This is a genomic window from Phenylobacterium sp. (genome assembly GCF_030697305.1).
Taxonomy (GTDB): Bacteria; Pseudomonadota; Alphaproteobacteria; order Caulobacterales; family Caulobacteraceae; genus Phenylobacterium.
Genome location: NZ_JAUYQL010000029.1, coordinates 1 through 26,646 on the forward strand (window position 1 = coordinate 1; position 26,646 = coordinate 26,646).

The 26,646-nt window shown below is 68.2% G+C and carries 27 protein-coding genes; 15 read left to right on the forward strand and 12 right to left on the reverse strand.

Translation table 11 applies throughout. The annotated features are described in order from the left end of the window. From Q8R27_RS03215 to Q8R27_RS03235, 5 genes are all read left to right on the forward strand, one after another. Positions 1–730 (forward strand): ATP-binding protein (locus Q8R27_RS03215; protein WP_305697652.1); only part of this gene is annotated, 730 nt, incomplete at its 5' end. A 143-nt stretch (positions 731–873) separates the two neighbouring features. Then, the gene (gene nadA, locus Q8R27_RS03220; RefSeq protein ID WP_305697653.1) at positions 874–1,986 is read left to right on the forward strand and encodes a quinolinate synthase NadA; all 1,113 of its coding nucleotides are present in this window, start codon (positions 874–876) and stop codon (positions 1,984–1,986) included. A 52-nt stretch (positions 1,987–2,038) separates the two neighbouring features. Then, positions 2,039–3,571 carry an L-aspartate oxidase gene (locus Q8R27_RS03225; protein ID WP_305697654.1) on the forward strand — a complete coding sequence of 511 codons (1,533 nt, stop codon included), beginning with the start codon at positions 2,039–2,041 and terminating at the stop codon, positions 3,569–3,571. Next, positions 3,568–4,413: a carboxylating nicotinate-nucleotide diphosphorylase gene (gene nadC / locus Q8R27_RS03230; protein WP_305697655.1), complete on the forward strand. Its 846-nt coding sequence runs from the start codon at positions 3,568–3,570 to the stop codon at positions 4,411–4,413. The genes Q8R27_RS03225 and nadC overlap by 4 nt, the downstream gene beginning before the upstream one ends. Before the next feature lie 59 nt (positions 4,414–4,472). Beyond that, positions 4,473–4,682, forward strand: a complete 210-nt coding sequence (locus Q8R27_RS03235; protein WP_305697656.1) for a hypothetical protein — start codon at positions 4,473–4,475, stop codon at positions 4,680–4,682. 9 nt (positions 4,683–4,691) lie between these two features. On the opposite strand, the gene Q8R27_RS03240 is transcribed toward Q8R27_RS03235, so the two are convergent. Then, the gene (locus Q8R27_RS03240) at positions 4,692–5,390 is read right to left on the reverse strand and encodes a DJ-1/PfpI family protein (RefSeq protein ID WP_305697657.1); all 699 of its coding nucleotides are present in this window, start codon (positions 5,388–5,390) and stop codon (positions 4,692–4,694) included. An 81-nt stretch (positions 5,391–5,471) separates the two neighbouring features. On the opposite strand from Q8R27_RS03240, the gene Q8R27_RS03245 reads away from it, so the two are divergent. Beyond that, positions 5,472–6,413 (forward strand): GlxA family transcriptional regulator, encoded by a 942-nt coding sequence (locus tag Q8R27_RS03245; RefSeq protein ID WP_305697658.1) that lies wholly within the window; start codon positions 5,472–5,474, stop codon positions 6,411–6,413. Here Q8R27_RS03245 and Q8R27_RS03250 read toward each other — a convergent pair. Continuing rightward, complete coding sequence (locus Q8R27_RS03250; RefSeq protein WP_305697659.1) at positions 6,358–6,951, reverse strand: DUF1003 domain-containing protein; 594 nt, start codon at positions 6,949–6,951, stop codon at positions 6,358–6,360. The genes Q8R27_RS03245 and Q8R27_RS03250 overlap by 56 nt on opposite strands. 95 nt (positions 6,952–7,046) lie before the next feature. Beyond that, the gene (locus Q8R27_RS14490; protein ID WP_371134639.1) at positions 7,047–7,832 is read right to left on the reverse strand and encodes a cell wall hydrolase; all 786 of its coding nucleotides are present in this window, start codon (positions 7,830–7,832) and stop codon (positions 7,047–7,049) included. Positions 7,833–8,188: 356 nt separating this feature from the next. Between Q8R27_RS14490 and Q8R27_RS03260 the strand changes: the two genes are divergently transcribed. Together Q8R27_RS03260 and uvrB are read left to right on the forward strand one after the other, a co-directional pair. Further along, positions 8,189–8,371: a hypothetical protein gene (locus tag Q8R27_RS03260; protein ID WP_305697660.1), complete on the forward strand. Its 183-nt coding sequence runs from the start codon at positions 8,189–8,191 to the stop codon at positions 8,369–8,371. Positions 8,372–8,432: 61 nt separating this feature from the next. Next, positions 8,433–10,688: an excinuclease ABC subunit UvrB gene (gene uvrB / locus Q8R27_RS03265; protein ID WP_305697661.1), complete on the forward strand. Its 2,256-nt coding sequence runs from the start codon at positions 8,433–8,435 to the stop codon at positions 10,686–10,688. A 16-nt stretch (positions 10,689–10,704) separates the two neighbouring features. Here the strand turns inward: uvrB and Q8R27_RS03270 are convergent, their stop codons facing one another. Continuing rightward, the gene (locus Q8R27_RS03270; RefSeq protein ID WP_305697662.1) at positions 10,705–11,166 is read right to left on the reverse strand and encodes a hypothetical protein; all 462 of its coding nucleotides are present in this window, start codon (positions 11,164–11,166) and stop codon (positions 10,705–10,707) included. Positions 11,167–11,542: 376 nt separating this feature from the next. Between Q8R27_RS03270 and Q8R27_RS03275 the strand changes: the two genes are divergently transcribed. After that, entirely contained in the window at positions 11,543–11,824 is a 282-nt protein-coding gene (locus Q8R27_RS03275; RefSeq protein WP_305597790.1) for a hypothetical protein, read from the forward strand. A 152-nt stretch (positions 11,825–11,976) separates the two neighbouring features. Here the strand turns inward: Q8R27_RS03275 and Q8R27_RS03280 are convergent, their stop codons facing one another. Next, a complete protein-coding gene (locus Q8R27_RS03280) occupies positions 11,977–12,249 on the reverse strand; it encodes a GNAT family N-acetyltransferase (protein ID WP_305697663.1) in 273 nt (90 codons plus the stop codon). Positions 12,250–12,330: 81 nt separating this feature from the next. Here Q8R27_RS03280 and Q8R27_RS03285 point away from each other — a divergent pair, with 81 nt between their 5' ends. Further along, positions 12,331–12,936, forward strand: coding sequence for a DUF3617 family protein (locus tag Q8R27_RS03285; RefSeq protein WP_305697664.1), 606 nt, complete (start codon positions 12,331–12,333; stop codon positions 12,934–12,936). Between the two features lie 3 nt (positions 12,937–12,939). Here Q8R27_RS03285 and Q8R27_RS03290 read toward each other — a convergent pair whose 3' ends face one another. Genes Q8R27_RS03290 through flgK form a run of 4 tightly spaced genes read right to left on the reverse strand, consistent with a single transcriptional unit; the run spans position 12,940 to position 18,406 of the window. Then, a complete protein-coding gene (locus tag Q8R27_RS03290; protein WP_305697665.1) occupies positions 12,940–14,124 on the reverse strand; it encodes an acetyl-CoA C-acyltransferase in 1,185 nt (394 codons plus the stop codon). Positions 14,125–14,166: 42 nt separating this feature from the next. After that, positions 14,167–15,336 carry a tRNA 2-thiouridine(34) synthase MnmA gene (mnmA, locus tag Q8R27_RS03295; protein ID WP_305697666.1) on the reverse strand — a complete coding sequence of 390 codons (1,170 nt, stop codon included), beginning with the start codon at positions 15,334–15,336 and terminating at the stop codon, positions 14,167–14,169. Between the two features lie 41 nt (positions 15,337–15,377). Next, positions 15,378–16,307: a flagellin gene (locus Q8R27_RS03300; protein ID WP_305697667.1), complete on the reverse strand. Its 930-nt coding sequence runs from the start codon at positions 16,305–16,307 to the stop codon at positions 15,378–15,380. Positions 16,308–16,318: 11 nt separating this feature from the next. After that, entirely contained in the window at positions 16,319–18,406 is a 2,088-nt protein-coding gene (gene flgK / locus Q8R27_RS03305; RefSeq protein WP_305697668.1) for a flagellar hook-associated protein FlgK, read from the reverse strand. Positions 18,407–18,805: 399 nt separating this feature from the next. Here flgK and Q8R27_RS03310 point away from each other — a divergent pair, with 399 nt between their 5' ends. From Q8R27_RS03310 to Q8R27_RS03325, 4 genes are all read left to right on the forward strand, one after another. Continuing rightward, positions 18,806–20,128: a flagellar hook-length control protein FliK gene (locus Q8R27_RS03310; protein WP_305697669.1), complete on the forward strand. Its 1,323-nt coding sequence runs from the start codon at positions 18,806–18,808 to the stop codon at positions 20,126–20,128. A 13-nt stretch (positions 20,129–20,141) separates the two neighbouring features. Further along, the gene (locus Q8R27_RS03315) at positions 20,142–20,852 is read left to right on the forward strand and encodes a flagellar hook assembly protein FlgD (protein ID WP_305697670.1); all 711 of its coding nucleotides are present in this window, start codon (positions 20,142–20,144) and stop codon (positions 20,850–20,852) included. A gap of 41 nt (positions 20,853–20,893) precedes the next feature. Continuing rightward, entirely contained in the window at positions 20,894–22,240 is a 1,347-nt protein-coding gene (locus Q8R27_RS03320; protein WP_305697671.1) for a flagellar hook protein FlgE, read from the forward strand. Between the two features lie 167 nt (positions 22,241–22,407). Further along, the gene (locus Q8R27_RS03325; protein WP_305598378.1) at positions 22,408–22,698 is read left to right on the forward strand and encodes a DUF1153 domain-containing protein; all 291 of its coding nucleotides are present in this window, start codon (positions 22,408–22,410) and stop codon (positions 22,696–22,698) included. 78 nt (positions 22,699–22,776) lie between these two features. Here the strand turns inward: Q8R27_RS03325 and Q8R27_RS03330 are convergent, their stop codons facing one another. Beyond that, a complete protein-coding gene (locus Q8R27_RS03330) occupies positions 22,777–23,142 on the reverse strand; it encodes a RusA family crossover junction endodeoxyribonuclease (RefSeq protein ID WP_305697672.1) in 366 nt (121 codons plus the stop codon). 81 nt (positions 23,143–23,223) lie between these two features. On the opposite strand from Q8R27_RS03330, the gene fumC reads away from it, so the two are divergent. Beyond that, positions 23,224–24,615, forward strand: a complete 1,392-nt coding sequence (fumC, locus tag Q8R27_RS03335) for a class II fumarate hydratase (protein WP_305697673.1) — start codon at positions 23,224–23,226, stop codon at positions 24,613–24,615. A 3-nt stretch (positions 24,616–24,618) separates the two neighbouring features. On the opposite strand, the gene Q8R27_RS03340 is transcribed toward fumC, so the two are convergent. Further along, entirely contained in the window at positions 24,619–25,557 is a 939-nt protein-coding gene (locus Q8R27_RS03340) for an iron-containing redox enzyme family protein (RefSeq protein WP_305697674.1), read from the reverse strand. A 64-nt stretch (positions 25,558–25,621) separates the two neighbouring features. Next, entirely contained in the window at positions 25,622–26,560 is a 939-nt protein-coding gene (locus Q8R27_RS03345) for a polyprenyl synthetase family protein (RefSeq protein ID WP_371134640.1), read from the reverse strand. Positions 26,561–26,646 lie beyond the last annotated feature (86 nt).

Genomic DNA, 26,646 nt, shown 5'->3' on the forward strand with positions numbered 1-26,646 from the left:
CAGCGGCGGCGTGATCCGGATCGAGAGCCAGGTAACGCACGTCGCACGCTCCGAGGTTGAAGGCGTCGCGGCCGGCGACTACGTCTGCGTCGCCGTGCACGACACCGGCGTCGGCATGGACGCCGAGACCATCACCCGGGCGTGCGAGCCGTTCTTCACCACCAAGGAGCCCGGCAAGGGCCCGGGTCTCGGTCTCGCGCAGGTCTATGGCTTCGCCCATCAGAGCGGCGGCGGCGCGACGGTGTCCAGCGCGCCCGGCCAGGGCTGCACCGTGCGCCTTTACATGCCTCTCTCGCACGAGGTCGTAGCGGCGAGCCCGCAGGAGCCGACCGCCCGAAGCGAGCCGAAGCGCTCGGCGCTGAAGGTGCTGCTGGCCGAGGACGATGAGGATGTCGGAGACATGGTCACCGCCATGCTCGAGGATCTCGGCCATGAGGTGGTGCGTGCGCCCGACGCCGACAGCGCCATGTCGACCTTGCGCATTACCCCGGGCGTGGACCTGTTGCTCACCGACGTAGTGATGCCGGGTGGCAAGACCGGGGTGGACCTCGCGCACGAAGCCGTGGCGCTGCACCCTGCCCTGCCCGTGATCCTCAGCTCCGGCTATACCGGCGAGGCTCTGGTTTCGATCGAAGGCGCGCCCTGGCCCCTGCTGCGTAAGCCCTACGCTTCGGTCGCGCTGGCCGAAATGATCGACCTCGTCCTAAAGCGCACGCCGCAGGACGCCTGAGCCCAAAACAGATTGAGTCGAAGGCCCTTGGCGCCGGCGCATTGCAGGTCTATATGTCGCTTACGACTTTTGCTCGCCTTGAGCATAATCGGGACGCCGACGGAAGGACCGAACCTTGCGCGGCGTTTTTTGAGGCCGAGGAAATGCTCAAATTGAGCATAAGGAGGATGGCCGTGGCGGATGGTACCCAGTTTCCCTTCACTCCCGACGTGGAACGCACGACGGCGCCAGCTTGGGAAAAGGTGAAGCGTCAGGTCACCCCGATGGAATGGCGCCAGCAGGCGCCGCTGATCGCCGAGATCAATCGGCTGAAGCGTGCGAAGAACGCCGTGATCCTCGCCCATAACTACATGACGCCCGAGATTTTCCATGGGGTCGGCGATTATGTCGGCGACAGCCTGGGGTTGGCCAAGGAAGCCGCGCGCTCGGACGCCAAGATCATCGTCCAGGCTGGCGTGCACTTCATGGCCGAGACCTCGAAAATCCTGTCGCCGGAAAAGACCGTGCTGATCCCCGACCTGCTGGCCGGCTGCTCGCTCGCCTCGTCGATCACCGGCGCCGACGTGCGGCTGATCAAACAGCGCTATCCGGGCGTTCCGGTCGTCACTTACGTCAACACCACCGCCGACGTGAAGGCCGAAACTGACATCTGCTGCACCTCCGCCAACGCCGTGCAGGTGGTGGAGCAGGCAGCCCGCGAATGGGGCGTCGACCGGGTGATCCTGATCCCCGATGAGTTCCTTGCCCGCAACGTCGCGCGCCAGACACCGATCAAGATCATCGCCTGGCAGGGCCGCTGCGAAGTGCACGAGCGCTTCAACCGCGAGGACATCCTGGAACTGCGCGCCGCCTATCCGGGCGCGGAGATCCTGGCCCACCCGGAATGCCCGACCGAGGTGATCGAGCTGTCGGACTTCACCGGTTCGACCGCGGCGATGAACGACTATGTGATCACCCGCAAGCCGAAGCAGGTGGTGATGATCACCGAGTGCTCGATGGCCGACAACGTCGCCGCCGACGCGCCCGACACCGAGTTCGTGCGGCCCTGCAACCTGTGCCCGCACATGAAGCGGATCACGTTGGAAAACATCTACGAGTCGCTCGCCTACGACCGCTACGAGGTGACCGTGGACCCGGCGATCGCCGAGCGTGCGCGGCGCGCCGTGCAGCGCATGGTCGACCTGCCGCCGCCCCCGATCCCGGCTCGCTACGACCTGGTGAAGGCCCGCCACCACGTGGACGTGGAGTTGATCTGAGCCCGCTCGGATCGACGCCTGTTTCCCGCGAGGGGAAGGAAGGAGCCCGGCCATGACCGAACGTATCCGACATGACGGCGTGCTGATCGTCGGCGCCGGCCTGGCGGGGCTGTCCGCGGCCCTCGCAGCCGCGCCGCGCAAGGTCCTGGTGCTCACCGGCGCCGCGCTGAATCACGGCTGCTCGTCGGCCTGGGCGCAGGGCGGCATGGCCGCGGCGCTGGGCGCCGACGACGCCGCCGCTCTGCACGCCGCCGACACCGTGGCGGCCGGCGCGGGCCTGGTCGACGCGGCGATGGCGCGGCTCCTGGCCGATCACGGCGCCGAGGCCGTCAGGGCGCTGGCCGACTTGGGCGCGCCGTTCGACCGCGACGCTCACGGCGGCTTCGTCCAGAGTCTGGAGGCCGCCCACTCCCGCGCCCGCGTGGCGCGAGTGAAGGGCGATCAGGCCGGCCACGCGATCATGGAAGCCGCTTCGCGTGCGGCGCTCGCGGCGTCGCATATCGAGATCCGCTCCGGTCTGCGCCTACGCGGCCTGCTGCTGGACGCGGCTGGAGGCGTGCGCGGCGTCGTCGTGGCTCAGGATCACGGCGGCCTGCTGGAGATCACCGCGTCGGCGGTCGTGCTGGCCACCGGCGGCATCGGCGGCCTCTATGCCGACACCACGACGCCGCCAGAGTTGCGTGGCGAAGGCCTGGGGCTGGCGGCCATGGCCGGCGCGCTGATCGGCGACCCGGAATTCGTGCAGTTCCACCCGACCGCTATCGACATCGGCCGCGATCCTGCGCCGCTCGCCACCGAGGCTCTGCGGGGCGAAGGCGCGGTGTTGATCAACGCCGCCGGCGAACGCTTCATGACCGGCTACCATCCCGACGCCGAGCTGGCGCCGCGCGACGTGGTGGCGCGCGCCATCCATGCCGAACGGATCGCCGGGCGCGGCGCGTTCCTGGATGCTCGCGAGGCGGTCGGAGACCACTTCCCTGTTGAGTTCCCGACGGTGTTCGCCGCCTGCCTGTCCGGCGGCATCGACCCGCGGATCCAGCCGATCCCCGTCGCGCCGGCCTGCCACTACCACATGGGCGGGATCGTCACCGACGCCGATGGGCGCAGTTCGTTGGACGGGCTGTTCGCCGCCGGCGAATGCGCCTCGACCGGCGTCCACGGTGCAAACCGTCTGGCCTCGAACTCGCTGCTGGAAGCGGCCGTATTCGGCGCCCGCGCCGGCGTCGCCGCCGCGCAGACGCCCGATCCTGCGACCCAGGCGACGCGCCGACTGATCGGCGCCGACCTGCCCGAAGCCGCCGTCCAGGACCTGCGCCAGGCCATGAGCCGCGACGCCGGCGTCGTCCGCGACGCCGAAGGGCTGACCCGACTGCTGCGGATGATCGACGATCTCCAGGCGACCCACGGTCGCGGCGGGGTGCTGAGCGCGGCGCGTCTGGTAGCCGCCTGCGCCCTGGCGCGTCACGAGAGCCGCGGCGGACACTTCCGCAGCGACTTCCCGCAGACCTCGCCCGACGCCAAGCGCACCTTCGTCAATCTGGCCGACGTCGACCAGGACGCGCGCCTGCGCATCGCCGCCGAATGATCTCCCCGCTCCCTGACCTGCTGATCGCGCCCGTGGTCCGCGCCGCGCTGGTCGAAGACCTCGGCCGCGCCGGCGACATCACCGCCCAGGCCTGCATCGCCGAGGACGCGCGGCTGTCGGCGGTGTTCGTGACCCGCCAGCCCGGGATCGTGGCCGGCCTCGACTGCGCGCGGCTGGCGTTCGCCGAACTCGATCCCAGCGTCCGTTTCGAGGTTGTCGCCCCCGACGGCTCCCACGCAGCGCCCGGCGCGGTGCTGGCGCGCGTCGAGGGGAACGCCCGCGCCGTGCTGTCGGCCGAACGCACGGCCCTGAACCTGTTTGGACGACTGTCCGGCGTCGCCACCCTGACCGCCGCCTATGTCAGCGCGGTGGCCGGCACCCAAGCCCGCATCGTCGACACCCGCAAGACGACGCCCGGCCTGCGGCATCTTGAGAAATACGCCGTGCGCTGCGGCGGCGGGGTCAACCACCGCTTCGGTCTCGATGACGCCATCCTCATCAAGGACAACCACGTCGTGGCCTGCGGCGGCGTCTCCGAAGCCCTGCTGCGCGCCCGCCTGGCCTGCGGTCACCTGACCAAGATCGAGATCGAGGTCGACGGCCTCGACCAGTTCGACGAGGCGCTGCGCTATACGCCTGACGTGATCATGCTGGACAACTTCAACCTCGGCGACCTTGCGACCGCCGTGCGCCGGGCGGCCGGCCGCGTGACGCTGGAGGCGTCGGGCGGGGTGACCCTGGCCACCGTGCGCGCGATAGCCGAGACTGGGGTGGATGTGATCAGCGTCGGCGCCCTCACCCACTCCGCGCCGGTGCTGGACATCGGCCTCGACGCCGCCTGAGCGACAAGGAACCCGGCCCGCGCGCAGGGTGTTGCTTCTCCTGCAAGGAGGCAAACACCATGTCGAAAGCTCCACCCATTCCGCCGGAACAACGCGCCTTCAAGGGGCAGAAGCCCGACATCGAGGGCCAGGATCGCGAGCGACGCGACGATGTCAGCGGCGTCCAGTCGGACCAACCCGGCGACGCCGACATCAACCTGAAGGAACAGGGCCGCCACGGGAATATCCGGCAGAACACGACCCGCCAGGGCAATCTGCAGAACCGCTGAGCAAACCGCTCACACCGACTGTAGCCGCGAAGCCGCTTCGGCGGCCGCGGCCCGGCGGCCGTCGAGCGCGCCGGCCATGGCCTTGCGGGCGGCCTCCACTACAGCCGTGGGCGCCGTCTCAGGCCGGCCGGCGTCGAATGGCGGGGCGGGCGCATATTCCAGACCGAGTTGAATGCGCTGGGCGGTCTCTTCGCCAACCAGTTCCGCCGCCACGACGAAGGCGAAGTCGAGTCCTGCAGTCACACCGCCGCCGGTGAACAGGTTCCCGTCACGAACCACCCTGCCCTCGTCAGGGACCACGCCGAACAGCTCCAGCAGTTCGCGCCACCCCCAATGGCAGGCGGCGCGTCGTCCCCGGATCAGACCGCTGGCCGCCAGGATCAGCGAGCCGGTGCAGACGGACGTCAGGTAGCGCGCGCCCGCGCCCAGCCTGCGGATCTGGGCCATGTAGGCCTCGTCCAGCATCGCCTCGCTCGTTCCAAGACCGCCCGGCACGCAGAGCACGTCGCAGCCTTCCACGGCGGCAAGGTCGGCCAGGCTGGAGAACACCAGGCCATCGGCCTCGATCGGCTGGCCGCCGATGGAGGCAGTGGTCACCTTCGCACCCGGCAGTCGACTGAACACCTGGTGAGGGCCAGTGAAGTCGAGCTGGGTGACCCCCGGATAGAGCGGAAAGACGATGCGGATCTCTGGGTTGGTCTGGGTCACGGCGGCCTCCTGGAATTTGACGCACCCAGAGTGCCTGGGTTATCGAATGGCTGAAATGACAAACTTCCCACTGTTTGCGCCATGACCAGACGGATCGCCGTCCTGATCTTCGACCAGTTCCAGTTGCTGGACGCCGCCGGCCCGCTGTCGGCGTTCGAGATCGCCGGACGGGTCGTTCCGGGCGCCTATCGCATCGAGGTGCTCGCCGAGCAGGCTGGCATGGTCGCCAGCACCAGCGGGGCAGCCTTGGGTGCGGCGGCGCTGGACGACGCGGCGCTGGACACGCTGGTGATCTCCGGCGGTGACGGCGTGCGCCAGGCGGTGCGACGCCCGGCCCTTGTCGACTGGGTGCGCACCGCGGCCGGGCGTGCACGCCGCATGACCAGCGTCTGCACAGGCGCCTTCATGCTGGCCCAGGCAGGCCTGCTCGAGGGCAGACGAGCCACTACGCACTGGAGCGCCACAGCCGAGTTCGCCCGCTTTTTCCCGCAGGTCACCCTGGAGCCGGACCGCATCTTTGTGCCCGACGGACCGGTTTGGACATCCGCGGGCATCACCGCCGGCATCGACCTGGCGCTCGCGCTGATCGCCGATGATCTGGGTGAAGCCGTTGCGCTTCGCACCGCTCAACAACTGGTGGTCCACCGCCGCCGGCCGGGCGGGCAGTCCCAACACTCGGCGCTGGGGGAAATCGGCGTCCACGCCGACCGGTTCGCCAGCCTGCTGGCCTGGATGGCCGAGCGACTTTCCGAACCGCTGAGCGTCGAGCGGCTGGCGGCGCAGGCCGCGATGAGCCCGCGCAACTTCTCCCGCGCCTTCGTCTCGGCCACGGGTCTGACGCCGGCTAAGGCGGTGGAGCGCCTTCGCCTGGAGGCCGCCCGCGATCAGGTGGAGGGGAGCGCCCAGCCGATCGATCGTGTGGCCCAGGCCACCGGCTTCGGTGATCCGGAACGGATGCGCCGCGCCTTCATCCGGGCTTTCGGCCAGCCGCCGCAGGCTTTGCGGCGCGCGGCGCGCGCTTGACGTTCGCCGCGGCGTGGATCTCGCGCAGCAACTCGTTCTGACGCAGCAGCAGATCGGCCGTCTCGGCCTGACGCAGGGCGTCGAGCTTGTCGTGGAGGTGCATGATCTCCAGTTCGGCGCGCAGGTTGACCACGTAGTCGTGCTCGGCGGCCTCGCGGTCGCGCTTGGCCGACCGGTTCTGGCTCATCATGATCACCGGCGCCTGGATCGCGGCTAGCGTCGAGAGCATCAGGTTCAGAAAGATGAACGGATAGGGGTCGAACGCCAGCGTGCCGCCGCGAGTGAGCACATTCCATCCCATCCAGAGCGCCAGGATTAGGCCGAAAGCGATGATGAACGCCCAGGAACCGCCGACCGCGGCCACCTTGTCGGACAACCGCTCGCCGAACTTGCGGTCGTCGATGATCAGGGCGGGATTGACCCCACTGGGCTCTTCGACGGCGATCAGGTCGATGACGCTGCGCTGGATCGGCGTCAGCGCCTCATAGGCGCAGCCGAGAAGCTGCTGCGACAGTTGCTGGTTGTGTGCTGCGGACATGCGGTTGGGTCCCCTTCGCTATGGGAACATTCCGCGCCGAAACGCGCCGCGACAAGCCCCGCCCTACCCGCAATCACGGGAATGGGCGAGCAGGATCAGACGGCTGGCTGGGTCACCGCCGCGTCGGGCTCCGTAGCGGGCGTCGGCTGAGGTGCAGCTTCAGTCGTCAGCTCCGCGGGCATCACCGAGGCGATGCGATAGGCCTGCGGCGCGGCCTCCTGCGCCTGGTCGAGGCGAACCAGCGTCGCCTGCTCCACCGGTGCGCGACGCACCGCGCCCCGGTTCAGGCGATAGAAGACATGCAGGCCGACCTGCGAGACCCGCTGCAGCCCCGGTCCCCAGTTGGGGCGCACGGCGGCGGCGTGGAAGTGGGTCGCGCCGCCGACCTCGGCGACCACCGCGCCAGCCAGGGCGCGCGCCGCGATCGTGTGGGCCCGACGCCAGGCGCCTGGCTCATGCGCCCGGCGCAGCGAACCGTCGCAGGCGAAGCTGAACTGGCAGCCCTGGAACACCACGGCGCACACAGATTTCGGGAAGGCCGGATGGCGCACGCGGTTGAGCACCACCTGGGCGACCGCGGCCTGACCGGTCAGGGTCTCGCCACGGGCTTCGAAATAGACGGCCTTGGTCAGGCAATCGAGTTCGCCGCCGCGCTTCAGATCGGTGGAACGCTTGAAGCTGACCGACTTGAAGCCGTCGGCAGGAGCTTCGACGTTCTGACGAATCATTGCGGCGGGCTGCGGCGACGCCGGCCCGGTCGAATAGGCGACCAGCAGGCGCTGGTGATCATGAGTCGTGGCGGCGGCTTCGACCACGGGCGGCGGGGCGGCGCCCTGCGCGAGCCCGACGGCCAGATAGAGCCCAGCGAGGGCTGCGCCCACGCCTGAGCCCCGCAATACGGCCGCGGTCAGCCCATGCCCGAGGGCATGCGCCTGGAATTGAGAATGCAAAAGGGTTCGTGTCCTATTCGGCGAGGGCGAAAGGAGCCCCCCGTCAACGTGCCCCGAACCGTTCCTGCACGTGCTGGCGACGGATCATTGAGCGGGCCTGTCCGACCACGAGTGGAACAGGCTTGGCGTTAGTTTCGAGTCGGTGTGTGCCTGAAAACAGGCTTGGCGGCAAGTTAATTTTGCAGTGCAGCATTAAGGATGAACGAATCCGAGAGTCTGCGCAGGTGTTCGGAACCTCATCTGCGCCTTGTCGTTCTTGCAGCAACGCTTCACCCCGGAGGACCGATATGCGCAAGACTTTCAACCTGCTGGCCGCCGCGGGCCTGATGCTCAGCCTGGCCGCCTGCGGTCACACCACGGAACAGCGCGCAGCCACCGGCGCAGTCGGCGGCGCGGTGGTCGGCGGCCCGGTCGGCGCGGCGGTCGGCGCGGCCGCCGGCACCGCGATCAGCAAGTCGCAGGGCGAATAGGCCTCCGACTTCTGGCGCACGGGGGTAGCGTTCGCGGCGACGCGAGCCTACCTTCCCGTTCATGCCCCGTTCCCCCTTGAAAGACGCTCCCGCTGGCGTGTCCGACATGTCGGCGACGTTCAACTACGACGAGAACGCCGCGCCCATGTTGTGGACGCCGCACCGTCCTGCCCGGCCGGACAAGACGGAGGGCGGACGCGCCTTCAAGCTGGTCAGCGACTACGAGCCGGCGGGCGACCAGCCGACGGCCATCGCCGAGCTAGTCGCGAGCCTCGCGGGCCGCGAGCACGACCAGGTGCTCTTGGGGGTCACCGGGTCGGGCAAGACCTTCACCATGGCCAAGGTCATCGAGCAGACCCAGCGACCCGCGCTGATCCTGGCGCCCAACAAGACACTCGCCGCCCAGCTCTATTCCGAGTTCAGGAGCTTCTTCCCCGACAACGCCGTCGAGTTCTTCGTCTCCTACTACGACTACTACCAGCCCGAGGCCTATGTGCCCCGGACCGACACCTACATCGAGAAGGATAGCTCGGTGAACGAGCAGATCGACCGGATGCGCCACTCGGCGACCCGAGCGATCCTCGAGCGCGACGACGTGATCGTGGTCGCCTCGGTCTCGTGCATCTACGGCATCGGCTCCGTCGAGACCTACACGGCGATGACGTTCACCCTCGCGCCGGGCCAGCGGATCGACGAGAAGCAGTTGATGGCCGACCTGGTGGCCCAGCAGTACAAGCGCAACGACCAGGCCTTCGAGCGCGGCACCTTCCGCCGGCGCGGCGACACCATCGAGATCTTCCCCGCCCACTACGAGGATCGCGCCTGGCGGATCAGCCTGTTCGGCGACGAGGTGGAGACAATCACCGAGTTCGATCCGCTGACCGGCAAGAAGACCGCCGACCTCGACCAGATCAAGATCTACGCGAACAGCCACTATGTGACGCCGCGCCCGACGCTCCGGCAGGCGGTCACGCAGATTAAGGCCGAACTCAAGGAGCGGCTGGACTGGATGGTCGCCAACGGCAAGCTGCTGGAGGCCCAGCGGCTGGAGCAGCGCACCACCTTCGACGTCGAGATGATCGAGGCGACAGGCTCGTGCGCGGGCATCGAGAACTACTCGCGCTACCTCACGGGCCGACGGCCCGGCGAGCCGCCGCCGACCTTCTTCGAATACATCCCCGACAACGCCCTGCTGTTCGTCGACGAGAGCCACCAGACGGTGCCGCAGATCGGCGGCATGTACCGGGGCGACTACCGGCGCAAATTCACCCTGGCCGAGTACGGCTTCCGCCTGCCCTCCTGCCTCGACAACCGCCCGCTCAAATTCGAGGAGTGGGACGCGATGCGTCCGGACACGGTGCATGTGTCGGCGACGCCCGGCCCCTGGGAGATGGAGCGCACCGGCGGGGTGTTCACCGAGCAGGTGATCCGCCCCACCGGCCTGATCGATCCGCCGGTCGAGGTGAAGCCGGTCTCAGCCGACGGCTTCAGCCAGGTGGACGACGTCATCGACGAGGCCCGTCAGGCGGCCCGCGCCGGTTACCGCAGCCTGATCACGGTGCTGACCAAGAAGATGGCTGAAGACCTCTCGGAGTACATGCACGAGCAGGGCCTGCGCGTGCGCTACATGCACTCCGACATCGACACGCTCGAGCGCATCGAGATCATCCGCGACCTGCGGCTAGGCGTCTTCGACGTGCTGGTCGGCATCAACCTCTTGCGTGAGGGCCTGGACATCCCCGAGTGCGGGCTGGTGGCGATCCTCGACGCCGACAAGGAGGGCTTCCTGCGCTCCGAGACCTCGCTGATCCAGACCATCGGCCGCGCCGCGCGCAACGTCGACGGCAAGGTGATCCTCTACGCCGACAAGATCACCGGCTCGATGGAACGCGCCATGGCCGAGACTAAGCGGCGGCGCGAGAAGCAGGAGATCTACAACCTCGAGCACGGGATCACGCCCGAGAGCATCAAGAGCCGGATCAAGGACATTCTGGCGAGCCCCTACGAGAAAGACCGCGTCACTGTGCCCGCCGGCGTCGCCGAGGATGGGGCCAAGCCGTTCTTGGGCGACAACTTCAAGGCGACCCTGCGCGACCTGGAGAACCGAATGCGCGCGGCGGCGGCCAATCTGGAGTTCGAGGAAGCTGCGCGGATGCGCGACGAGATCAAGCGGCTGAAGCTGATGGACCTGGAGTTCGCCAACGACGTGATGACGCCTGCGGGCGAAACCGCCGACCGCGACGCGCCAAAGCGCACCCGCTCCGAAGCCCGCGCCGAGGCCGCCGCGCGCTTCAAGAAGCACGGCGGCAAGCGATAAAGCTCCGCGGAGTCTCCTACTTCACCTCGAACTCGAAGGTGATCTCCGGCAGATCCTCGATCTCGACGCGGATTGTGTAATGGCCGGCCGGATCACCGTCGGCCACCTGCCAGGCGTTGCTGATTACCCCAGTGGCGGCGGAGACCTCGCGTTCGGTAATCGCGGTGCGGGCGTCCTCTGAGACGGCCACACCGGCGTCGGTGACGCCCCAGGTGGACGCAGGCTTCGGCAGGACGAACGTCTCGCGCCACTTCAAGCTGGGACGTTCGGTGCGCACCAGCACCTCCCAGCCGTAGCCCTGACCGGTCTTCAGGGGCACGACGGCTGTCGGGGTGAGGATGTCGCGACCTTCCGCGTCGACGCCGAGAGTCCCGAAGCGCGACTGCAGGACCTCGATCCTGCCGCCCGGCGCCGGGGCGTCCTGGACCGGGGCCTGGGCGAGCGCGGCCAAGACGGCGGCGAGGGTGAGACTCAGCATGGCGCGCTCCTGTCGATCGCCCTCACCCTAGCGCAGTGATTGACTCCGCATCAATGTTCTGATTTTGTTCTCGACAAGGCGCCTGTATGACACCGGGCGGCGGCGTAGGCGCAGAAGGCGTCTCGCATTCGGATCACTTCTGCGCCGGTCGGCGCAAGATCAGCGCTCGGGCCCCTTATCGTCCCGAAAGCGCACGGTGAATCCGAAGTTATGTATCTCAGAATCCACGGCCGCGACGATCTGGCGCCTTTCGTGAACTCAGCACGGAACCTGGACCCGATTCGTACGGTAATAGGACAGGAAACGAGCGCCGCTGTGGGTGGTCTGTTGTGGACCGCGGGTGACGTTCGGATCGCGACATTTGGGGATGCCAAATATGTCACCTACGCTCGCCGTCGTCTCTGACAACGCCGCGCGCGACCCGCGCGCCGAAACGCTGTCGGAACGCATTCGCCGCCTGCAAGCCGAAGCCCGCAACCTGGCCCGTGAGCACATCATGGCGCTGCAGGCCGCGCTCGTCGCAGTCGAACGCCTTTCGGGTGAGATCGCCGAAGGCGGCGAAGCCTATCCGCCCGGCGTGCGCGACATCGCCCGTCGCCTGATCGAAGATTGCGAAGCCCGCGTTCAGACGCTCGAAGCCATCACCAAGCGCGGCTGAAGTCGGCCCAGCGCGAAGAATTCGCGCGCGCCGTCGATGCTGTCCCTCTCCCTGGCGGGAGGGGACGGCCTGCGCACCGAGCGGCCCGGACCGCGACGGCGACCGTTCCTGACCACTCCAGATCGTAGCGCCTCTCCGCGCCCGCTCGGGCCTCAGCTCACCAGGTCGGCGAAGTCCTTGTTGCGTCGCAACCAGGCAGCCGCATAGCCGCAGATTGGCGTGATCTTCAGGCCGCGCTCGCGCGCGTCCTGCGCCAGCGCGCCCATCAGCCGACCGGCCGCGCCGGTCCCACGCAGGCTGTCCGGGCTTTCCACGTGATCGATATAGAGACGCTCACCCTGCAGCCGGTAGTCGGCCCAGGAGGTCTCACCCTGCTCGTCCATCTCGTAGCGCGAACGGGTGGTGTCGTTGCGAAGTTGGCTCATCATGGATCCTGAAACGATGTCGCGCCGGGATTCGATCCCGGCTAGCTTCGACACGTGGCGACGACTTTGGGAGAGTGCAAGATGAACGGCAGACTGGCCTGGCTGGCCGCAGCCGCGACGATCGCCGCCCTCTCCGGCTGCGGCGACAAATCCGCCGGCGACAAGGCGGCCCCTGCAAAGACAGGAACCGCCGCCGACGCGTCGGCCACGGCCAGCGGCCCCGCCGTCGCCATGACCCCGCCACACCGCAAGCCGGGCCTGTGGGAGCAGCGGGTGTCGATGAGCGGCATGGACCAGACCACGCGCCTTTGCCTCGACGAAGCCGTCGAGCAGAAGCTGTCTTGGTGGGGCCAGCAGGCCACCAAGGACATGTGCGCCAAGACCCGCATCGCTCGGCGCCTCGACGGGGCCTGGGAGATCGCCTCGGAGTGCGACATGGGCTCGGGCGGCAAGACGGTCACCAATGGTGTGGCCACCGGCGACTTCGCAACCGGCTACCGGATGGAAGCGACCACGGTCACTACAGGCGCCGGAGCCCCGCAGATGAATGGCGAACACAAGATGGTCGTCCAGGCGACCTGGAAAGGCGCCTGCCCCGCCGGCTTCAAGCCCGGCGACATGGAACTTCCCGGCGGCATGAAGTTCAACATGATCGACATGGCCGGCAAGACCCGCTCGGCGGGCTGAGCCTCAGGCGGCTTCCACCGCCATCGCCACCGCCTCGCCCCCGCCGATGCACAGGGAGGCGACACCCCGACCGCCGCCGCGCGCCTGCAGCGCCGACAACAGGGTGGCGAGGATTCGCGCGCCGCTGGCTCCGATCGGGTGGCCGAGCGCGCAGGCCCCGCCGTTGACGTTCAGCTTGGCGCGGTCGAGGCCCAGTTCCTGTTCGGCGATCATGGCCACCGCGGCGAAGGCCTCGTTGACCTCGAACAGGTCGACGTCGTCGACGCTCCAACCGGCCTTGGCCAGCGCCTTGCGAATCGCCGGGACCGGCGCGGTCGAGAATTGGGCCGGCTCATGGGCGTGTGAAGCGTGGGCGGCGATCCGCGCCACCACCGGCAGGCCCAGGCGCCGCGCTGTTGATTCCCGCATCAGCACCAGGGCCGCCGCGCCGTCACTGATCGACGAGGCGTTGGCCGCGGTGATCGCCCCATCCTTGGCGAAGGCGGGTCGCAGCGTCGGGATCTTCGCCGGGTCGGCCTTCAGCGGCTGTTCGTCGTGCTCGACGATCACCGACCCGCCGCGGCCGTTCACCTGGACGGGCGTGATCTCGCGGGCGAAGGCGCCGCTCTCGGTCGCCTTGCGCGCACGAGCGAGGCTGCTGATCGCATATTCGTCCATCGCCTCGCGGGTCAGCTGATAGCTCTTCGCCGTCTCCTCGCAGAACGAGCCCATCAGCCGGCCAGGCTCATAGGCGTCCTCCAGACCGTCGAGATACATGTGGTCGAACGCCGTATCGTGGCCGATCCGCGCGCCGCCGCGGTGCTTGGTGAGCAGGTAGGGCGCATTGCTCATGCTCTCCATGCCGCCGGCGACGATTATCTCGGCCGAGCCGGCCGCCAGCGCGTCGTGCGCCAGCATGGCGGCTTGCATGCCGGAGCCGCACATCTTGTTGACCGTTGTCGCCGCCACCGAGATCGGCAGGCCCGCGCCCAGCGCCGCCTGACGGGCCGGCGCCTGGCCAAGCCCTGCGGGCAGCACGCAGCCCATCAGGATCTCCTCGACCGCGTCGGGGGCGAGCCCTGCGCGCTCGACCGCGGCGCGTACGGCGGCGGCCCCGAGTTCAGTGGCTTTGACGGAAGCCAACGCGCCCTGGAAGCCGCCCATGGGCGTACGTGCGTAGCTGACGATGACGATCGGATCAGTGCTCATCGCTAAGATGTGCGACGCCCCAGGGCCGGCCGCAAGACCGGTTCAGGCCGCCGCGCGCGTGGCCGCGATGAATCCGCCGCCCAGCACGCGGCTGTCGTCCTCGGCGGCGTAGAGCACGCAGGCCTGGCCGGGGGCCACCCCCTCCTCCGCCGTGTCGAACGCCACGGCCGCTTCGCCGTCCACCAACGTCAGGCGAGCTGTCGCCGGCTCGCGGGTCGAACGCACCCGCGCCAGCACCTGGCGACCGACGGCCGCCGCGGCCTCGATGGTCGTCTCGTCGCCCAGCCAGTTGGTTTCCTTCAGCGTCAGGGCCGCGGTCAGCAGCGCCTCGCGCGGGCCGACGATCACCTGGCGCGCGTCGGCGTCGATGCGCACCACGAACAGCGGATCGCCCACGGCGACGTTAAGCCCACGGCGCTGGCCGATGGTGTAGCGGGTGACGCCTTCGTGGCGGCCCAGCACGCGGCCGTCCTGATGGACGATGTCGCCGGGCAGCGCGCCTTGCGGTCGCAACCGGTCGATGAGGGTGGTGTAGCGGCCTTCCGGCACGAAGCAGATGTCCTGGCTGTCCGGCTTGGCGGCGACATTGAGCTTGAGCTCGGCCGCCACGCGTCGCACCTCCGCCTTCGGCAGCCCGCCCAGCGGAAAACGCAGGTAGTCCAGCTGATCGCGCGTGGTGGCGAACAGGAAATAGCTCTGGTCGCGGGCCGGGTCCGCCGCACGCATCAGTCGCGCGCCCGCCGGGTGTGCGGCGCGCTGGACATAGTGACCCGTGGCCATGGCCTCAGCGCCCAGATCGCGGGCGACGTCCAGCAGGTCGCGGAACTTCACCGTCTGATTGCAGCGAATGCAGGGGATCGGCGTCTCGCCACGCAGGTAGGCGTCGGCGAAATCCTCGATCACCTGGTCGCGGAAACGGCTTTCATAGTCGAGCACATAGTGCGGAACGCCGATGGCGTCGGCCGCCTGGCGCGCGTCATGAATGTCCTGGCCAGCGCAGCAGGCGCCCTTCTTCTGCACCGCCGCCCCGTGGTCGTAGAGTTGCAGGGTCACGCCCACCACATCGTAGCCGGCGCGAGCGAGCAACGCCGCGGTGACGGTGGAATCCACGCCGCCCGACATCGCCGCGACGATGCGCGCGCCGGCCGGCAGGCCGACGGCCGCGCGCACGGCGTCGATCGCCGCATCGGTGTGGAGAACAGGCGCGTTCATGGCCGCCTATTTAGCGGTTCGGGCGCGCCTTTGCGAGGTCGCTACCGCAGCAGGTTGATCAGCGAGCTTTCCTGCAACGTGCGGAACACCTCGGCCGCCGACTGCACGGCGAGCTGGGCGGCCTGCATCCGGCTGATCGCCGCGGCCATGTCCACGTCGGTGATGTCGCCGATCATGCCGCCGACGATGTTCTGCCGCGAGACGAGGTCCTGCCGCACCGCCTCGACCCGCTTCTGCACCAGGCCATTGCGTCCGGTGATGTTGGTGATCTCGGTCGTCGCCGCATCCCAACTGGCCAACTGGCCTTCCAGGAAGGTGCGCTGAGCATCGGTGAGCACGCCGCCGAAGGACCCGGTTCCGCCTTCCTCGAAGGTCTGGAACGCCTTGTAGGCGGTCAGCAGGTTCGTGCCGATGTCACTGGCCGTGATGCCGACATCAACGGTGGTCGACTCGTCCACCTGGGAGCGCACGTCGAAATTGTCGTTCTTGAAGAAGTCCGCGATCACCGAGCCCGGCGCGGTCAGCGCCGCGAGGCCGGTCGCCACCGCCGGCTTGGTGTTGATCTGGCCGCCGGAGAACAGGTACTTGCCCCCGTAGCGGGCGTTCATGCCCTCCACCGCGTTGCGCAGTTGGGCGTCCACATCCTCAACCAGGGTGTCGGCCCGACCGCTGGCGAGCGCCTCGGCGATCGCCTCGCGGGTCGCCTTAATCGCGTCGCTGACCTGGCTGAGCGCGGTGTCCTGAGTGGTCAGGCGATCGGCGATCAGGGCGTTCTGCTCCAGAAAGCCCCCTGCGCGCGCGTTCACGGAACGCATCGCGGTGAGCATCTCGGCGTTGCGCGCGTAGTCCTTCAGGTCGCTGCCGTTCTTCTGGGTGGAGACCTGCTCGCCGGCTTCGACCTGCTTGCGCTGGGCGGCCATCAGATTGGCGAGGATCGCGGAGTAGTTCCCGACGGTGGAGACACGGTTCATGGCGGGGTTCCTCAGATCATCGCCGTCAGGACGTCGAACATGTCCTTGGCCGCCTGGATCATGCGGGCCGAGGCGTTGAACGCCTGTTGGTAGGTGGTGAGCATGACCAGCTCTTCATCGAGATTGACGCCTTCGACCGACTGGCGGCGCGCGATCGCTTCGGTCTGCACCGATTGGGCGCTGGTCATGCGGGTGTCTGCGGCGGCGGCCTCGCGGCCGATCGATCCGCCGAATTCCTGGGCGTAGCGCGAGACCGTCATGGTCACCGCGCCCATCGTGCCGGCTGCGCTGAAGCCGGTGGGCGTATCGCCGGCGCCGGCCATCGCCAGGGCGCCGGTGCCATCCCCCGGCCTCAACGCCGGCGTCGTGCCCGCCGTGGTGTCGAGCTTGCCCAGCGCCAGCTTCATCGGGTCGGCGCTGATGGCGGCGTCCATGGTGTAGCGGCTGGCGCGCGATGCGCGATCGATCGAACTTAGTCCAAACAGTTGGCTCAGGCCCGGGCCGCCGACCCCGCGCTGGGTGGCGTCGGCGATCACCGAAAGGCTCGCGTTCGCAGGCTGGGTCGCGGTGAAGGCCAGCGCGCCGTTGGCGTCCAGATTGAACTGTCCATACAGGCCGACGCCGCTCGAGGTGCTGTTCAGCGAGGTGAGCAGATCGCTCATGTTCGCCGCCGCAGGCATCGCCACCTGCACCTGGGCCAGCGGCTTGCCGTCCGCCTGCGCCATCTGGAAGGTGATCAAGCCGCCCGGCGTGAAGCCGTGGGCGTCGGTTGATTTCAGGCCCGTGTCGTAGTTGGTGAAGCCGGTCGAGCGGATCACGTCGTTGAGGCCGAAGAAGGCGGAGAAGCCACGGCCCGCCTTGGCGGAGGTCCCCTCGTCGATGGCGACGCCGTTTCCGCCGGCGGCCGCGATGCTCAGAGCGCCATTTGCAAAGGTGGCCGTACCGAAGGCGCCCAGCGCCGTGTTCAGCGCCGTGATCGGGTTGCCCACGAACGGGGTCGCGGCGGCGCCGTCGATGCTGATTGTGCTGGCGGCGAAGTCGACGGTCACCCGGCGCTGCATGACGCCGTTGGCGTTGACGATCGCCACCGTGCTGGAGCCCGTGAAGCCGCTGGCCGCGGTCGCGGAGTCGAGACCGGTGTTGCGGCCGGTCATGCTGGTCGGCGCGGGCAGCGACGCCGAGGCGTTGTGCACGGCGTTGATCCGGTCGACCGCACGCGAAACGAACTCGCCGAGCTGGCTCGACAGGCCGGGCAGCTTGTCATCGCGCAGATCGAGCAGGCCGCGGATCTCGCCGGAGTTGACCTGGATGGCCTGGGCGACGCCCAGCGCCGGCGCGGCGGTGATGTAACCCTTCGAGCCGTCGCTGCGGTTGTAGGTGAGGGTCGCCGCCCCTTCGCCCGCCAGCACCACGCCCTCGGTGGAGCGGATGGTCACTCCGCCGTCGGGTCGTTCCATGACCTTCACATTCAGCAGGGTCGACAGTTCGTCGATCAGCTGGCTCTGGATGTTCTGCGATCCCGAGGCGTCGCCGCCGACCAGCGTTGCGCGGCTGATGTCCTGGTTGAGCTTGTCGATCTGGCCCAGCAGGTCATTGGCGCGGCCGACGTCGGCCTGGATCTGGGTGTCGAGATTGGCGCCGAGGTCCTCGATCTGGCCGTTGATCCGGTCAGCGTCGCTCAGGAAGTCCTGCATGTTGAAGATCGCCTGGCTACGCACCAGGCTGGAGGACGGGTCGTCGGCGGCCGACGCGAAGGCCGACCAGACGTCGTCCAGGCGGCTGAAGAAGAAGCTGTCGCTCGACGGGTCGCCGAACAGACTCTGGGCGTTGTCCAGATACTGCGAGACCACGCCCCAGCGGCTGGCGTCGGAGCCGGCGGTCAGGCTGGCGAGCTGCAGATACTGGTCCGTGATCCGCTTCACGCCCTCGATCTTGACGCCCATGCCTTGGCCGGCGACCGCCAGCGGCTGCTGGTTGACGGTCTTGCGGACGTATCCGGGCGTGTTGACGTTGGCGATGTTGTCGGAAACCGTTCGCAGGCCGACCTGGGCGGCCAACAGGCCCGAGTTCGCTGTCTTCAGGGCGACGGACAATGACATCGACTGCTCTCCACTCGGCAAAGCCTGACGCGCGACCCGGCTGAATCTGCCGAGGGTTTGGTGAACGCGCGCGCAAGGCGCTCCGAAAAATCTTTTGTTTTCAGCGAATCCCACCTGGGCGTCGCCGGCCACGGGAAACAGGAGCGCAAGAGCTGCGCCAACCGTTGGCGCCCAGCGCCGGCCGGATCGGCGCCGGTGGGCGGCAGCAAAGGCCTATCTTTCCGCCCACTCGGCAAAAAACGTCGCTTTGGCGGCCTTTGCCGGGTCGCAGATTTGTCCAATTAGTTCTGCGTTTTCAAAACACTAAGTGTACGGGAGCCGACTGGCGCGAAGGTTGCTCAGGTCTCGTCGAACATTTGCGCAGCATGCGCTCCCCTCGCCGACGGTTCCTTCCGACCGATGTCAGTCCAACCTCTCGCCGCCGCACCGCCCGCATCGCCTCCCAACGGGGGCGCGTCCTCCGCCCAAGGCGGGGTTGCGACCGGATTCGAGGCCCTGCTCAGCGTCCTAACCGGCGCCGAGCCCGGCAAGGGCGAGAGCGAAGCGCTCCCCGCCGAAGCCCCGGGTCCGGCCGAGGACGTCCAGGGCCAGGCCCAGGCGCAGGCTTTGCTGGCCATGTTCCTACAAGTCCCCGCGCCCGCCGTGGCGACCGAGGCCGAGGACGCACCCACTGCATCTGGCGCGCCGGCCTTGCCGCCCACGCCCACCTTCGAAGCCCTGGCGCCGGGCGCAACGCCCATCGCCGCCGAAACGCCGGCTGAACCCGCCAAGCCCGCTTCGCTCCCCTCCGCGACGGCCTTCGCCCTGGCGCAACTCGATAGCGATCGCAGCCCTGCGGCCGCGGCGAACCCACAGGCCGCTGCAGCGCCGCCCCAATCGCCGAGCCCGCCGCCTCAGCCGACTCCGCCGCCCGCACCACCGACGACAGACGCCCAGGCGCAGACCCTGGCCGGCGCAGCGACGGCCCAGCCGGTGCAACCCGCGCCGACGTCCGGCCCGCAGAGTCGCCCGACGCGCACCGCCGACGCGGCCGACGCGCTCAACGCCCCATCAGCCGTCGAACCGGCCGCCTCCGCCAAGGCCACGCCGCACGACGCGCGCGCCGCCGGCGTGATCGACGCCCGCAAGGGTCAGGAATCTGCCGGCGGCGACGTCGAGAATGCGGCGAGCAAGATCGCCTCGCACGACACGACCCCGGAACCGCCCAATCCCCGCGCCGCCGCCGAGCCCGCCTTGCAGCAGGCGAACATCGCCAGCGTCGCGGCGGCCCCTGCCCGCGGCTCTCCCGAGACGATCGCCCACCTGTCGGCGCAGATCCTCAAGAAGCTCGACGAACGCTCGACCCGCTTCGACGTCCAGCTTCAGCCGGAGGGCCTCGGCCGGGTCGACGTTCGCCTGGAGATCGGCGCGAACGGCCGGCTGACCGCCTCGCTGTCGTTCGACAACCCACAGGCCGCCGCCGAACTGCGCGGCCGGTCCCAAGAACTGTCCCGTTCCCTGGAGCAAGCCGGCTTCGACGTCTCCGGGGGTCTGTCGTTCGACGTGGCGGGCGACCGCGGCCAGTCCGGACAAGGCGGCGGACAACAGCAGGCCCAGACAGGCTCCACCTGGCGCGGCCAGGCCTTCCGCGAGGCGCTTGGCGTCGCCGGCGAAGCCGACGTGACCGCCGCGCCCCCCAGTCTCCAACGCCGGGCCTACGCCGGCCTCGACATCAAGATCTAGAGGAACAGCAACCATGGCCATCGACGCCACAGCCGCCGCAGCGACCGGCGCCGCGTCCGCCGCCGGTCGCACCCGGTTGGCCGAGAACTTCGACACCTTCCTGTCGCTGCTGACCACGCAGTTGAAGAACCAGGACCCGCTGTCGCCGATGGATTCGACGCAGTTCACCCAGCAGATCGTCCAGATGACCGGCGTGGAGCAGCAGTTGCTCACCAACGACCTGCTGCTGAAGCTGGTCGGCAACACCGGCAGCGGGATCTCCACCGCGGTCAGCCTGATCGGAAAGGACGTGCGCGCCGTCACCGGCGACGCGGCTCTCGTCAACGGCAAGGCGGACTGGCTCTACAAGCTCGACGCCGCCGCTTCCGATGTGAAGCTCGAGGTGCTCGATTCCAACGGCCGCGTGGTCTCCGTCAAGGCAGGCTCCGACAACGGCGCCGGCGAACACGCCTTCTCGTGGGACGGCAAGGACACCGGCGGCAAGCGGTTGCCCGATGGGACCTACACGTTGCGCGTCACCGCCAAGGCGGAGTCCGGCGAGACGATCACCTCGACCACCTTCCTGCAGGGCGTCGTCACCGGCGTCGAGCAGTCCAACGGCGAGGCCTTCCTGGTCATCAACGGCGCGCGCGTGCCGTGGAACGTGGTGACCAGCGTCACCCAGGCCCCGACCCAGACCACATCCAACGACGACGACGCCGACAAACCGGCCGTAGCGGCCTGATCCGGCGTCCCAACAGAACCTAAGAAAGAAGGCGAAAACCCATGAGCATCAACAGCGCAATGCGCGCCGGCGTCTCGGGCTTGGTGGCCAACTCCTCCGCGCTCGCCGCGATCTCCGACAACATCGCGAACGTCAACACCGTCGCCTACAAGCGCAGCCAGGTGAACTTCGCCAACATGGTGACGTCCCAGGCGGTCGCCGGTCAATACAGCGCCGGCGGCGTGCAGGGCGTCGCTCGTCAATACGTCAGCCAGCAGGGAACGCTACAGAGCGCCAGCTCGCCCACCGACCTCGCGATCTCAGGCGAAGGCTTCTTCGTGGTGACCGACAAGGGGCGCGGCCTGACCGACGCCGATGCGCGGATGTTCACCCGGGCCGGTTCGTTCAGCGTCGACGCTGACGGTTATCTGAAGAATGACGCGGGCCTCTACCTGCAAGGATGGCCGTTCGTGAACGGCCAGGTCAGCACCAACCCTTCCGACCTCACCACCCTGCAACCGATCAACGTCAAGGACATCAGCGCCACGGTGCTGCCGACCACCGAAGTCCTGGTCAACGCCAACCTGCAACGGCCCAGCACCTGGTCAGCGAGCGCCGGCGCCTACGCCACGCCCAACATGTCGGACTACCTGACGCCCGGCGGCGCGGCCGGCGTCGCGCCCGACTTCACCATTCCGATGTCGGTGACCGATTCCATGGGCGGCTCCCACTCTGTGAACGTCGCCGTGCGCCGCAGCGCCACGGCCAACCAGTGGAGCTACGAAATCCAGTCTCCCGACGTCGCTGGCTCCGGCATGGTGGCCAGCGGCACTCTGGCGTTCAACACCAGCGGCCAGCCGATCTTCGCCGCGCCGACCACGGTGACCGGCGGCACGCTGGTCAACAGCCCGACGCAGCAGGGCCTGTCGATCCCGGTGACGTGGACCGACGCCGGCATCGCGCCGCAGACCATCGTGGTGGACTTCAGCAAGCTGTCGCAACTCGCCGACGCCTCGACGGTCAACTCGGTCAACCCTGACGGCGCCGGCGTCGGCAGCGTGATCGGCGTGCAGGTGGACGAGAACGGCGTGGTCTCGGCGCTGTTCGACAACAGCGACGTACGCAAGGTGGCGCAGGTGGCCCTGGCCACCTTCCCCAACCCCGACGGCCTGCAGGCGGTGAGCGGCAACGCCTTCCGCCCGACGCTCAAAAGCGGCGAGTTCGCCCTGAAGCAGCCGTCGAGCGGCGGCGCTGGCATCATCTCGCCCTCGACCCTCGAAGCATCGACAGTCGATCTGTCCGCGGAATTCACCGGACTGATCACTACACAGCGCGCCTATTCAGCATCTTCCAAGATTATTACGACAGCAGATCAGATGTTGGAAGAATTGATAAATATTAAGCGCTGATAATATTCATTAACGGCGTTTAATGTTGGTCAACAACGTTGCATGTATCGTTTTCGCACACGGGGGGCGACTTGGTTAGTTCTTTTTTTACTATCGCAATTAAGCGGCCGTTATGCCCTGCGCGCTACATTCCTCCCGAACTGTGATGGTGGGAAAGGCGTAAAGCCATGCTGCAGCAGCAACAGCAGACACGAACGAACAGCCGCGGCGAGGTCTATGTCATTGGCCCGACGGGCGCTCCGTTGACGATCAATGATCTGCCGCCGGCCAACACTGGCCGCTGGGTGATCCGCCGCAAGGCGGAGGTGGTGGCCGCCGTGCGCGGCGGCCTGCTCAGTCTCGACCAGGCGCTGGAACGCTACTCGTTGACCGCCGAGGAGTTCCTAGCGTGGCAGCGGTCGATCGAACGCCACGGCCTGGCCGGTCTTCGGACCACCCGGCTGCAACAATATCGCTGACGTCGAGCAAGGACCCCTCTCGCCGACGACACAAAGCGGCCGCGCCTCTCGCAGGGCGCGGCCGTTGCTTTTTTGGGTTCAGGCTTTCACGCGCCGGACGTTGACCAGGATGCGCTCGCGCTCGCCGGGGTGGCGCTCCACCAGCAACCGCGCCACCTGGGCGTCGTCATGGAAGGCGTAGCCCTTGATCGCGTCGAGGATCGCCTTGGCCAGGTTGTCCAGGTCCATCCATGGCGGATCGCCGACATACTCCATGCGGATCTCCACGGCGAACTCGCCCCAGGCGGGACGCGCGCCGCGCCAGGCCTTGCGGAAGAACTCGTAGATCAGCGGCTTGTAGTATTTCGCCTGGGTGGTGAGGCCGTCGACGACGATCTCCACCGCGCCTTCGTCGGGGCCCTCGCGGGCGCGCACCTTGCCGTGCTGGGTCCAGCCATCGTCCATCGCATTTTCCTCTAAGCGGCGAACGGCTTGCAGTCTCGCTCCGTCTCGTTAAACCGGCGGGCGTCCAGGCTGGAGGAACAAATGACCGCGACGCGTACCGAGACCGATACTTTCGGCCCCATCGAGGTCGCGGCCGACCGCTACTGGGGTGCGCAGACCCAGCGCTCGCTCGGCAACTTCAAGATCGGCTGGGAAAAGCAGCCCCAGCCGGTGGTCCGCGCCCTGGGCGTGGTCAAGCGCGCCGCGGCGGAGGCCAACATGGCGCTGGGCCGGCTGGACCCGACGATCGGGGCCGCGATCGTCGCCGCCGCCCAGGAGGTGATCGACGGCAAGCTCGACGATCATTTCCCGCTGGTGGTCTGGCAGACAGGGTCCGGCACCCAGTCGAACATGAACGCCAACGAGGTGATCTCCAACCGCGCCATCGAGATGATGGGAGGCGTCCAGGGCTCCAAGAGCCCGGTCCACCCCAACGACCACGTCAACATGAGCCAGTCGTCCAACGACACCTACCCGACGGCCATGCACATCGCCGCCGCCGGGGAAGTCGCCCGCCACGTGATGCCGGCACTGGAACACCTGCACGCCGCGCTGAAGGTCAAGACCGAGGCCTTCGCCCACATCATCAACATCGGCCGGACACATACACAGGACGCGACGCCGCTGACGCTGGGCCAGGAGTTCTCCGGCTATTCGCACCAGGTCGCCAGCGCCGTGCGCCGGCTGAAGGAGACGCTCTATGGCCTCTACGAGCTGGCGCAGGGCGGAACTGCGGTCGGCACCGGCCTCAACGCGCCCGTGGGCTTCGCCGAGAAGGTGGCCGAGCGCATCGCCGCCATCACTCACCTGCCGTTCATCACCGCACCGAACAAGTTCGAAGCCCTGGCCGCCCACGACGCCATGGTGTTCAGCCACGGGGCCCTGACCTCGGCCGCCGCGGCGCTGTTCAAGATCGGCAACGACATCCGCTTCCTGGGGTCGGGCCCGCGCTCGGGCCTGGGCGAGTTGTCGTTGCCGGAGAACGAGCCCGGCTCGTCGATCATGCCCGGCAAGGTCAACCCGACCCAGTCGGAAGCCCTGACCATGGTCTGCGCCCAGGTGATGGGCAACCAGACCACCATGGCGTTCGCCGGCAGCCAGGGCCACTTCGAGCTCAACGTGTTCAATCCCGTCATGGCCTACAACTTCCTCCAGTCCTGCAAGCTGCTGGGCGATGCGGCGGTGTCGTTCACCGACAACTGCGTCGTCGGCATCGAGGCGCGTGAGGACAACATCCGCGCGGCGATGGAGCGTTCGCTGATGCTGGTCACCGCGTTGGCGCCGAAGATCGGCTACGACAACGCCGCCAAGATCGCCAAGACCGCGCACAAGAACGGCACCACGCTGCGCGACGAGGCGGTGGGCGGCGGTTACGTCTCCAACGAGGAGTTCGACGCCCTCGTGCGCCCTGAGAAGATGATCTCGCCCGGCTGAGCCCTACTCCGCGGCGTAGCGGTAGCGGCTATCCGCGCCGGCGCTCCACAGGTGCGTCCGGTATGCCTCGAAGCATTGCTCGCCGCAGATCAGCCGCATGATCGCACCTTCGGCGATCGAGCGCGCGCAGGTCGGGTCCTCCTCGACCAGTGGCGCGAGCGCCTCGGCGTTCCACGCCCTGGAGTGCTCGACGTCCAAATTGGCGTGCAGGACGAAGTACTTGCGCTGCTCAGGCGCGATGCCCAGCCTCTTCAGGCCGGCGGCCACCGCGCTGACCCGGGTCGGCGCCGTGAGTTCGACGACCCCCAGCGCGCCCACCGAATGGTAGGCGTAGCGGCGCGTGGCGGCGAACGCCGTCATCGTGTTGGCCAGCGCCAGCGACTGCCAGGCGGTGCCCTCGATGGTCGGGCGCAGGCCGAGGCCCTGCACCGTGCGGTCGAGCATAGGCCCGTGCATCCCGTTCGGATGGCCCCGGCCCATCTCGTCCCAATAATTGCGGGCGAGCTCAAGCTTCGCACGGGACGGCAGCTTGACTTGGGTCATGGCCACAAGGTCATCGAAGCCCGCTTCGCCTGCGGCTTCCTGGGTGAGGAACCACTTCATCTCTTCGAGAGAAGCTTCTGTTTCGAGCCAAGAAAACAGAGGGTCCCATTGACCGGGACCGCTCTCCCTGAGCGCTTCGAACCAGGCCACGAAGCCGTCAGGGTCAGACGGCACGTGGGCGACTAGCGGTGCAATCCGCGCGCGGAACGCCTCCACGAATCCGCCTTCGACGCGCAGCATGCGCGCGTCCTCGTCGACCTCGGCGAGCCAGTCGGAACCGGGCGTCCGCGCCGCAAGGCGGCGTCTGTTCCAGTGCGCCAGCGCCTGGTGCAGTCCTTGGGGATTGATATCGGCAGTGCTGTCGGCGCCGAACGCCGAGAGATCGATAGCTGTGGTCACTTGAGGCGCTCCATGAGCCAGCGGAGCGCTCGAGGAGACGACTGGTTCCTATGTCGGCGAGTCGTCAGGTGCGACGTGTGACCGCGAAGTCCGCGAGGTCCTCAAGCGCCGGTCGCCACCCATTGGTCGATGCGAAATCGTCCAGCGCGGCCTTGGCGCTTTCGGCATAGTCGGCGGCCAGATCCAGAGTCGACTGCAACGCCCCTGTGGCGCGCATCAGGTCGATGGCGCGCAGGAAATCGGCGTCCGTCTGGTCGCGGCGACCGATGACGCGGGTCCAGAATTCGGTCTCAGCCCCGCCCGTGCGCGCGATCGCGAGCAGCAGCGGCAGGGTCGTCTTGCCTTCTCGGAAGTCGTCGCCGGGGTTCTTCCCCAGCGTTTCGCTGGCGCCGGAGTAGTCGAGCGCGTCGTCGACAAGCTGGAACGCGATGCCGAGATTGGCCCCGAAGCGGCGCAACGCCGCGCAGCGCTCGCGAGACGCGTCGGCCGACACCGCACCGGCCTCGGCAGCGGCGGCGAACAGCTCGGCCGTCTTGGCGCCGATGATCTCCAGGTACAGTTCCTGGGTCAGGTCCAGGTCGTGGGCGCGGGTGAGTTGCAGCACCTCGCCCTCGGCGATGACGCGCGAGGCGCGCGCCAGGATCTCCAGCGCCGGCATCGATCCCGCCTCGACCATGAGCTCGAACGCCCGGGCGAACAGGAAATCGCCGACCAGCACGCTGGAGGGCGCGCCCCAGATCAGGTGGGCGGCCACCCTGCCCCGGCGAAGCTCGGAAGAATCGACCACGTCGTCGTGCAACAGGGTCGCGGTGTGGATGAATTCGACGGCGCCGGCGAGCTTCAAGCAGGCGTCGTCGCGCGCGCCAGCCAATCTGGCGGCCGCGATGGTGAGCAGCGGCCGGAGCCTTTTGCCGGCGCTGCTGATCAGGTGATCGGCCAGCGCTGGGATCACCGGCACCGGGCTCTGCATCCGGTCGCGGATCAGCGCGTCCACGCCTGCCATGTCCGCCCGCGCAAGCTTCAGCAGCGCCTCGATCGACGATGGGCTGGGGGCGAGGGCCGCTGTCGCTACGTTCACGGAAGTCCGAA

Coding starts and splice junctions, on each gene's coding strand:
- Q8R27_RS03270 (WP_305697662.1), bottom strand. CDS start 11,166: ATGCTGAGTCTCACCCTCGCCGCCGTCTTGGCCGCGCTCGCCCAGGCC.
- Q8R27_RS03285 (WP_305697664.1), top strand. CDS start 12,331: ATGAACGGCAGACTGGCCTGGCTGGCCGCAGCCGCGACGATCGCCGCC.
- uvrB (WP_305697661.1), top strand. CDS start 8,433: ATGCCCCGTTCCCCCTTGAAAGACGCTCCCGCTGGCGTGTCCGACATG.
- nadA (WP_305697653.1), top strand. CDS start 874: ATGCTCAAATTGAGCATAAGGAGGATGGCCGTGGCGGATGGTACCCAG.
- Q8R27_RS03280 (WP_305697663.1), bottom strand. CDS start 12,249: ATGAGCCAACTTCGCAACGACACCACCCGTTCGCGCTACGAGATGGAC.
- Q8R27_RS03315 (WP_305697670.1), top strand. CDS start 20,142: ATGGCCATCGACGCCACAGCCGCCGCAGCGACCGGCGCCGCGTCCGCC.
- nadC (WP_305697655.1), top strand. CDS start 3,568: ATGATCTCCCCGCTCCCTGACCTGCTGATCGCGCCCGTGGTCCGCGCC.
- Q8R27_RS03345 (WP_371134640.1), bottom strand. CDS start 26,560: ATGGCAGGCGTGGACGCGCTGATCCGCGACCGGATGCAGAGCCCGGTG.
- Q8R27_RS03310 (WP_305697669.1), top strand. CDS start 18,806: ATGTCAGTCCAACCTCTCGCCGCCGCACCGCCCGCATCGCCTCCCAAC.
- Q8R27_RS03320 (WP_305697671.1), top strand. CDS start 20,894: ATGAGCATCAACAGCGCAATGCGCGCCGGCGTCTCGGGCTTGGTGGCC.
- Q8R27_RS03330 (WP_305697672.1), bottom strand. CDS start 23,142: ATGGACGATGGCTGGACCCAGCACGGCAAGGTGCGCGCCCGCGAGGGC.
- Q8R27_RS03250 (WP_305697659.1), bottom strand. CDS start 6,951: ATGTCCGCAGCACACAACCAGCAACTGTCGCAGCAGCTTCTCGGCTGC.
- Q8R27_RS03300 (WP_305697667.1), bottom strand. CDS start 16,307: ATGAACCGTGTCTCCACCGTCGGGAACTACTCCGCGATCCTCGCCAAT.
- Q8R27_RS03325 (WP_305598378.1), top strand. CDS start 22,408: ATGCTGCAGCAGCAACAGCAGACACGAACGAACAGCCGCGGCGAGGTC.
- Q8R27_RS03290 (WP_305697665.1), bottom strand. CDS start 14,124: ATGAGCACTGATCCGATCGTCATCGTCAGCTACGCACGTACGCCCATG.
- Q8R27_RS03225 (WP_305697654.1), top strand. CDS start 2,039: ATGACCGAACGTATCCGACATGACGGCGTGCTGATCGTCGGCGCCGGC.
- Q8R27_RS03260 (WP_305697660.1), top strand. CDS start 8,189: ATGCGCAAGACTTTCAACCTGCTGGCCGCCGCGGGCCTGATGCTCAGC.
- flgK (WP_305697668.1), bottom strand. CDS start 18,406: ATGTCATTGTCCGTCGCCCTGAAGACAGCGAACTCGGGCCTGTTGGCC.
- Q8R27_RS03245 (WP_305697658.1), top strand. CDS start 5,472: ATGACCAGACGGATCGCCGTCCTGATCTTCGACCAGTTCCAGTTGCTG.
- Q8R27_RS03235 (WP_305697656.1), top strand. CDS start 4,473: ATGTCGAAAGCTCCACCCATTCCGCCGGAACAACGCGCCTTCAAGGGG.
- mnmA (WP_305697666.1), bottom strand. CDS start 15,336: ATGAACGCGCCTGTTCTCCACACCGATGCGGCGATCGACGCCGTGCGC.
- fumC (WP_305697673.1), top strand. CDS start 23,224: ATGACCGCGACGCGTACCGAGACCGATACTTTCGGCCCCATCGAGGTC.
- Q8R27_RS03275 (WP_305597790.1), top strand. CDS start 11,543: ATGTCACCTACGCTCGCCGTCGTCTCTGACAACGCCGCGCGCGACCCG.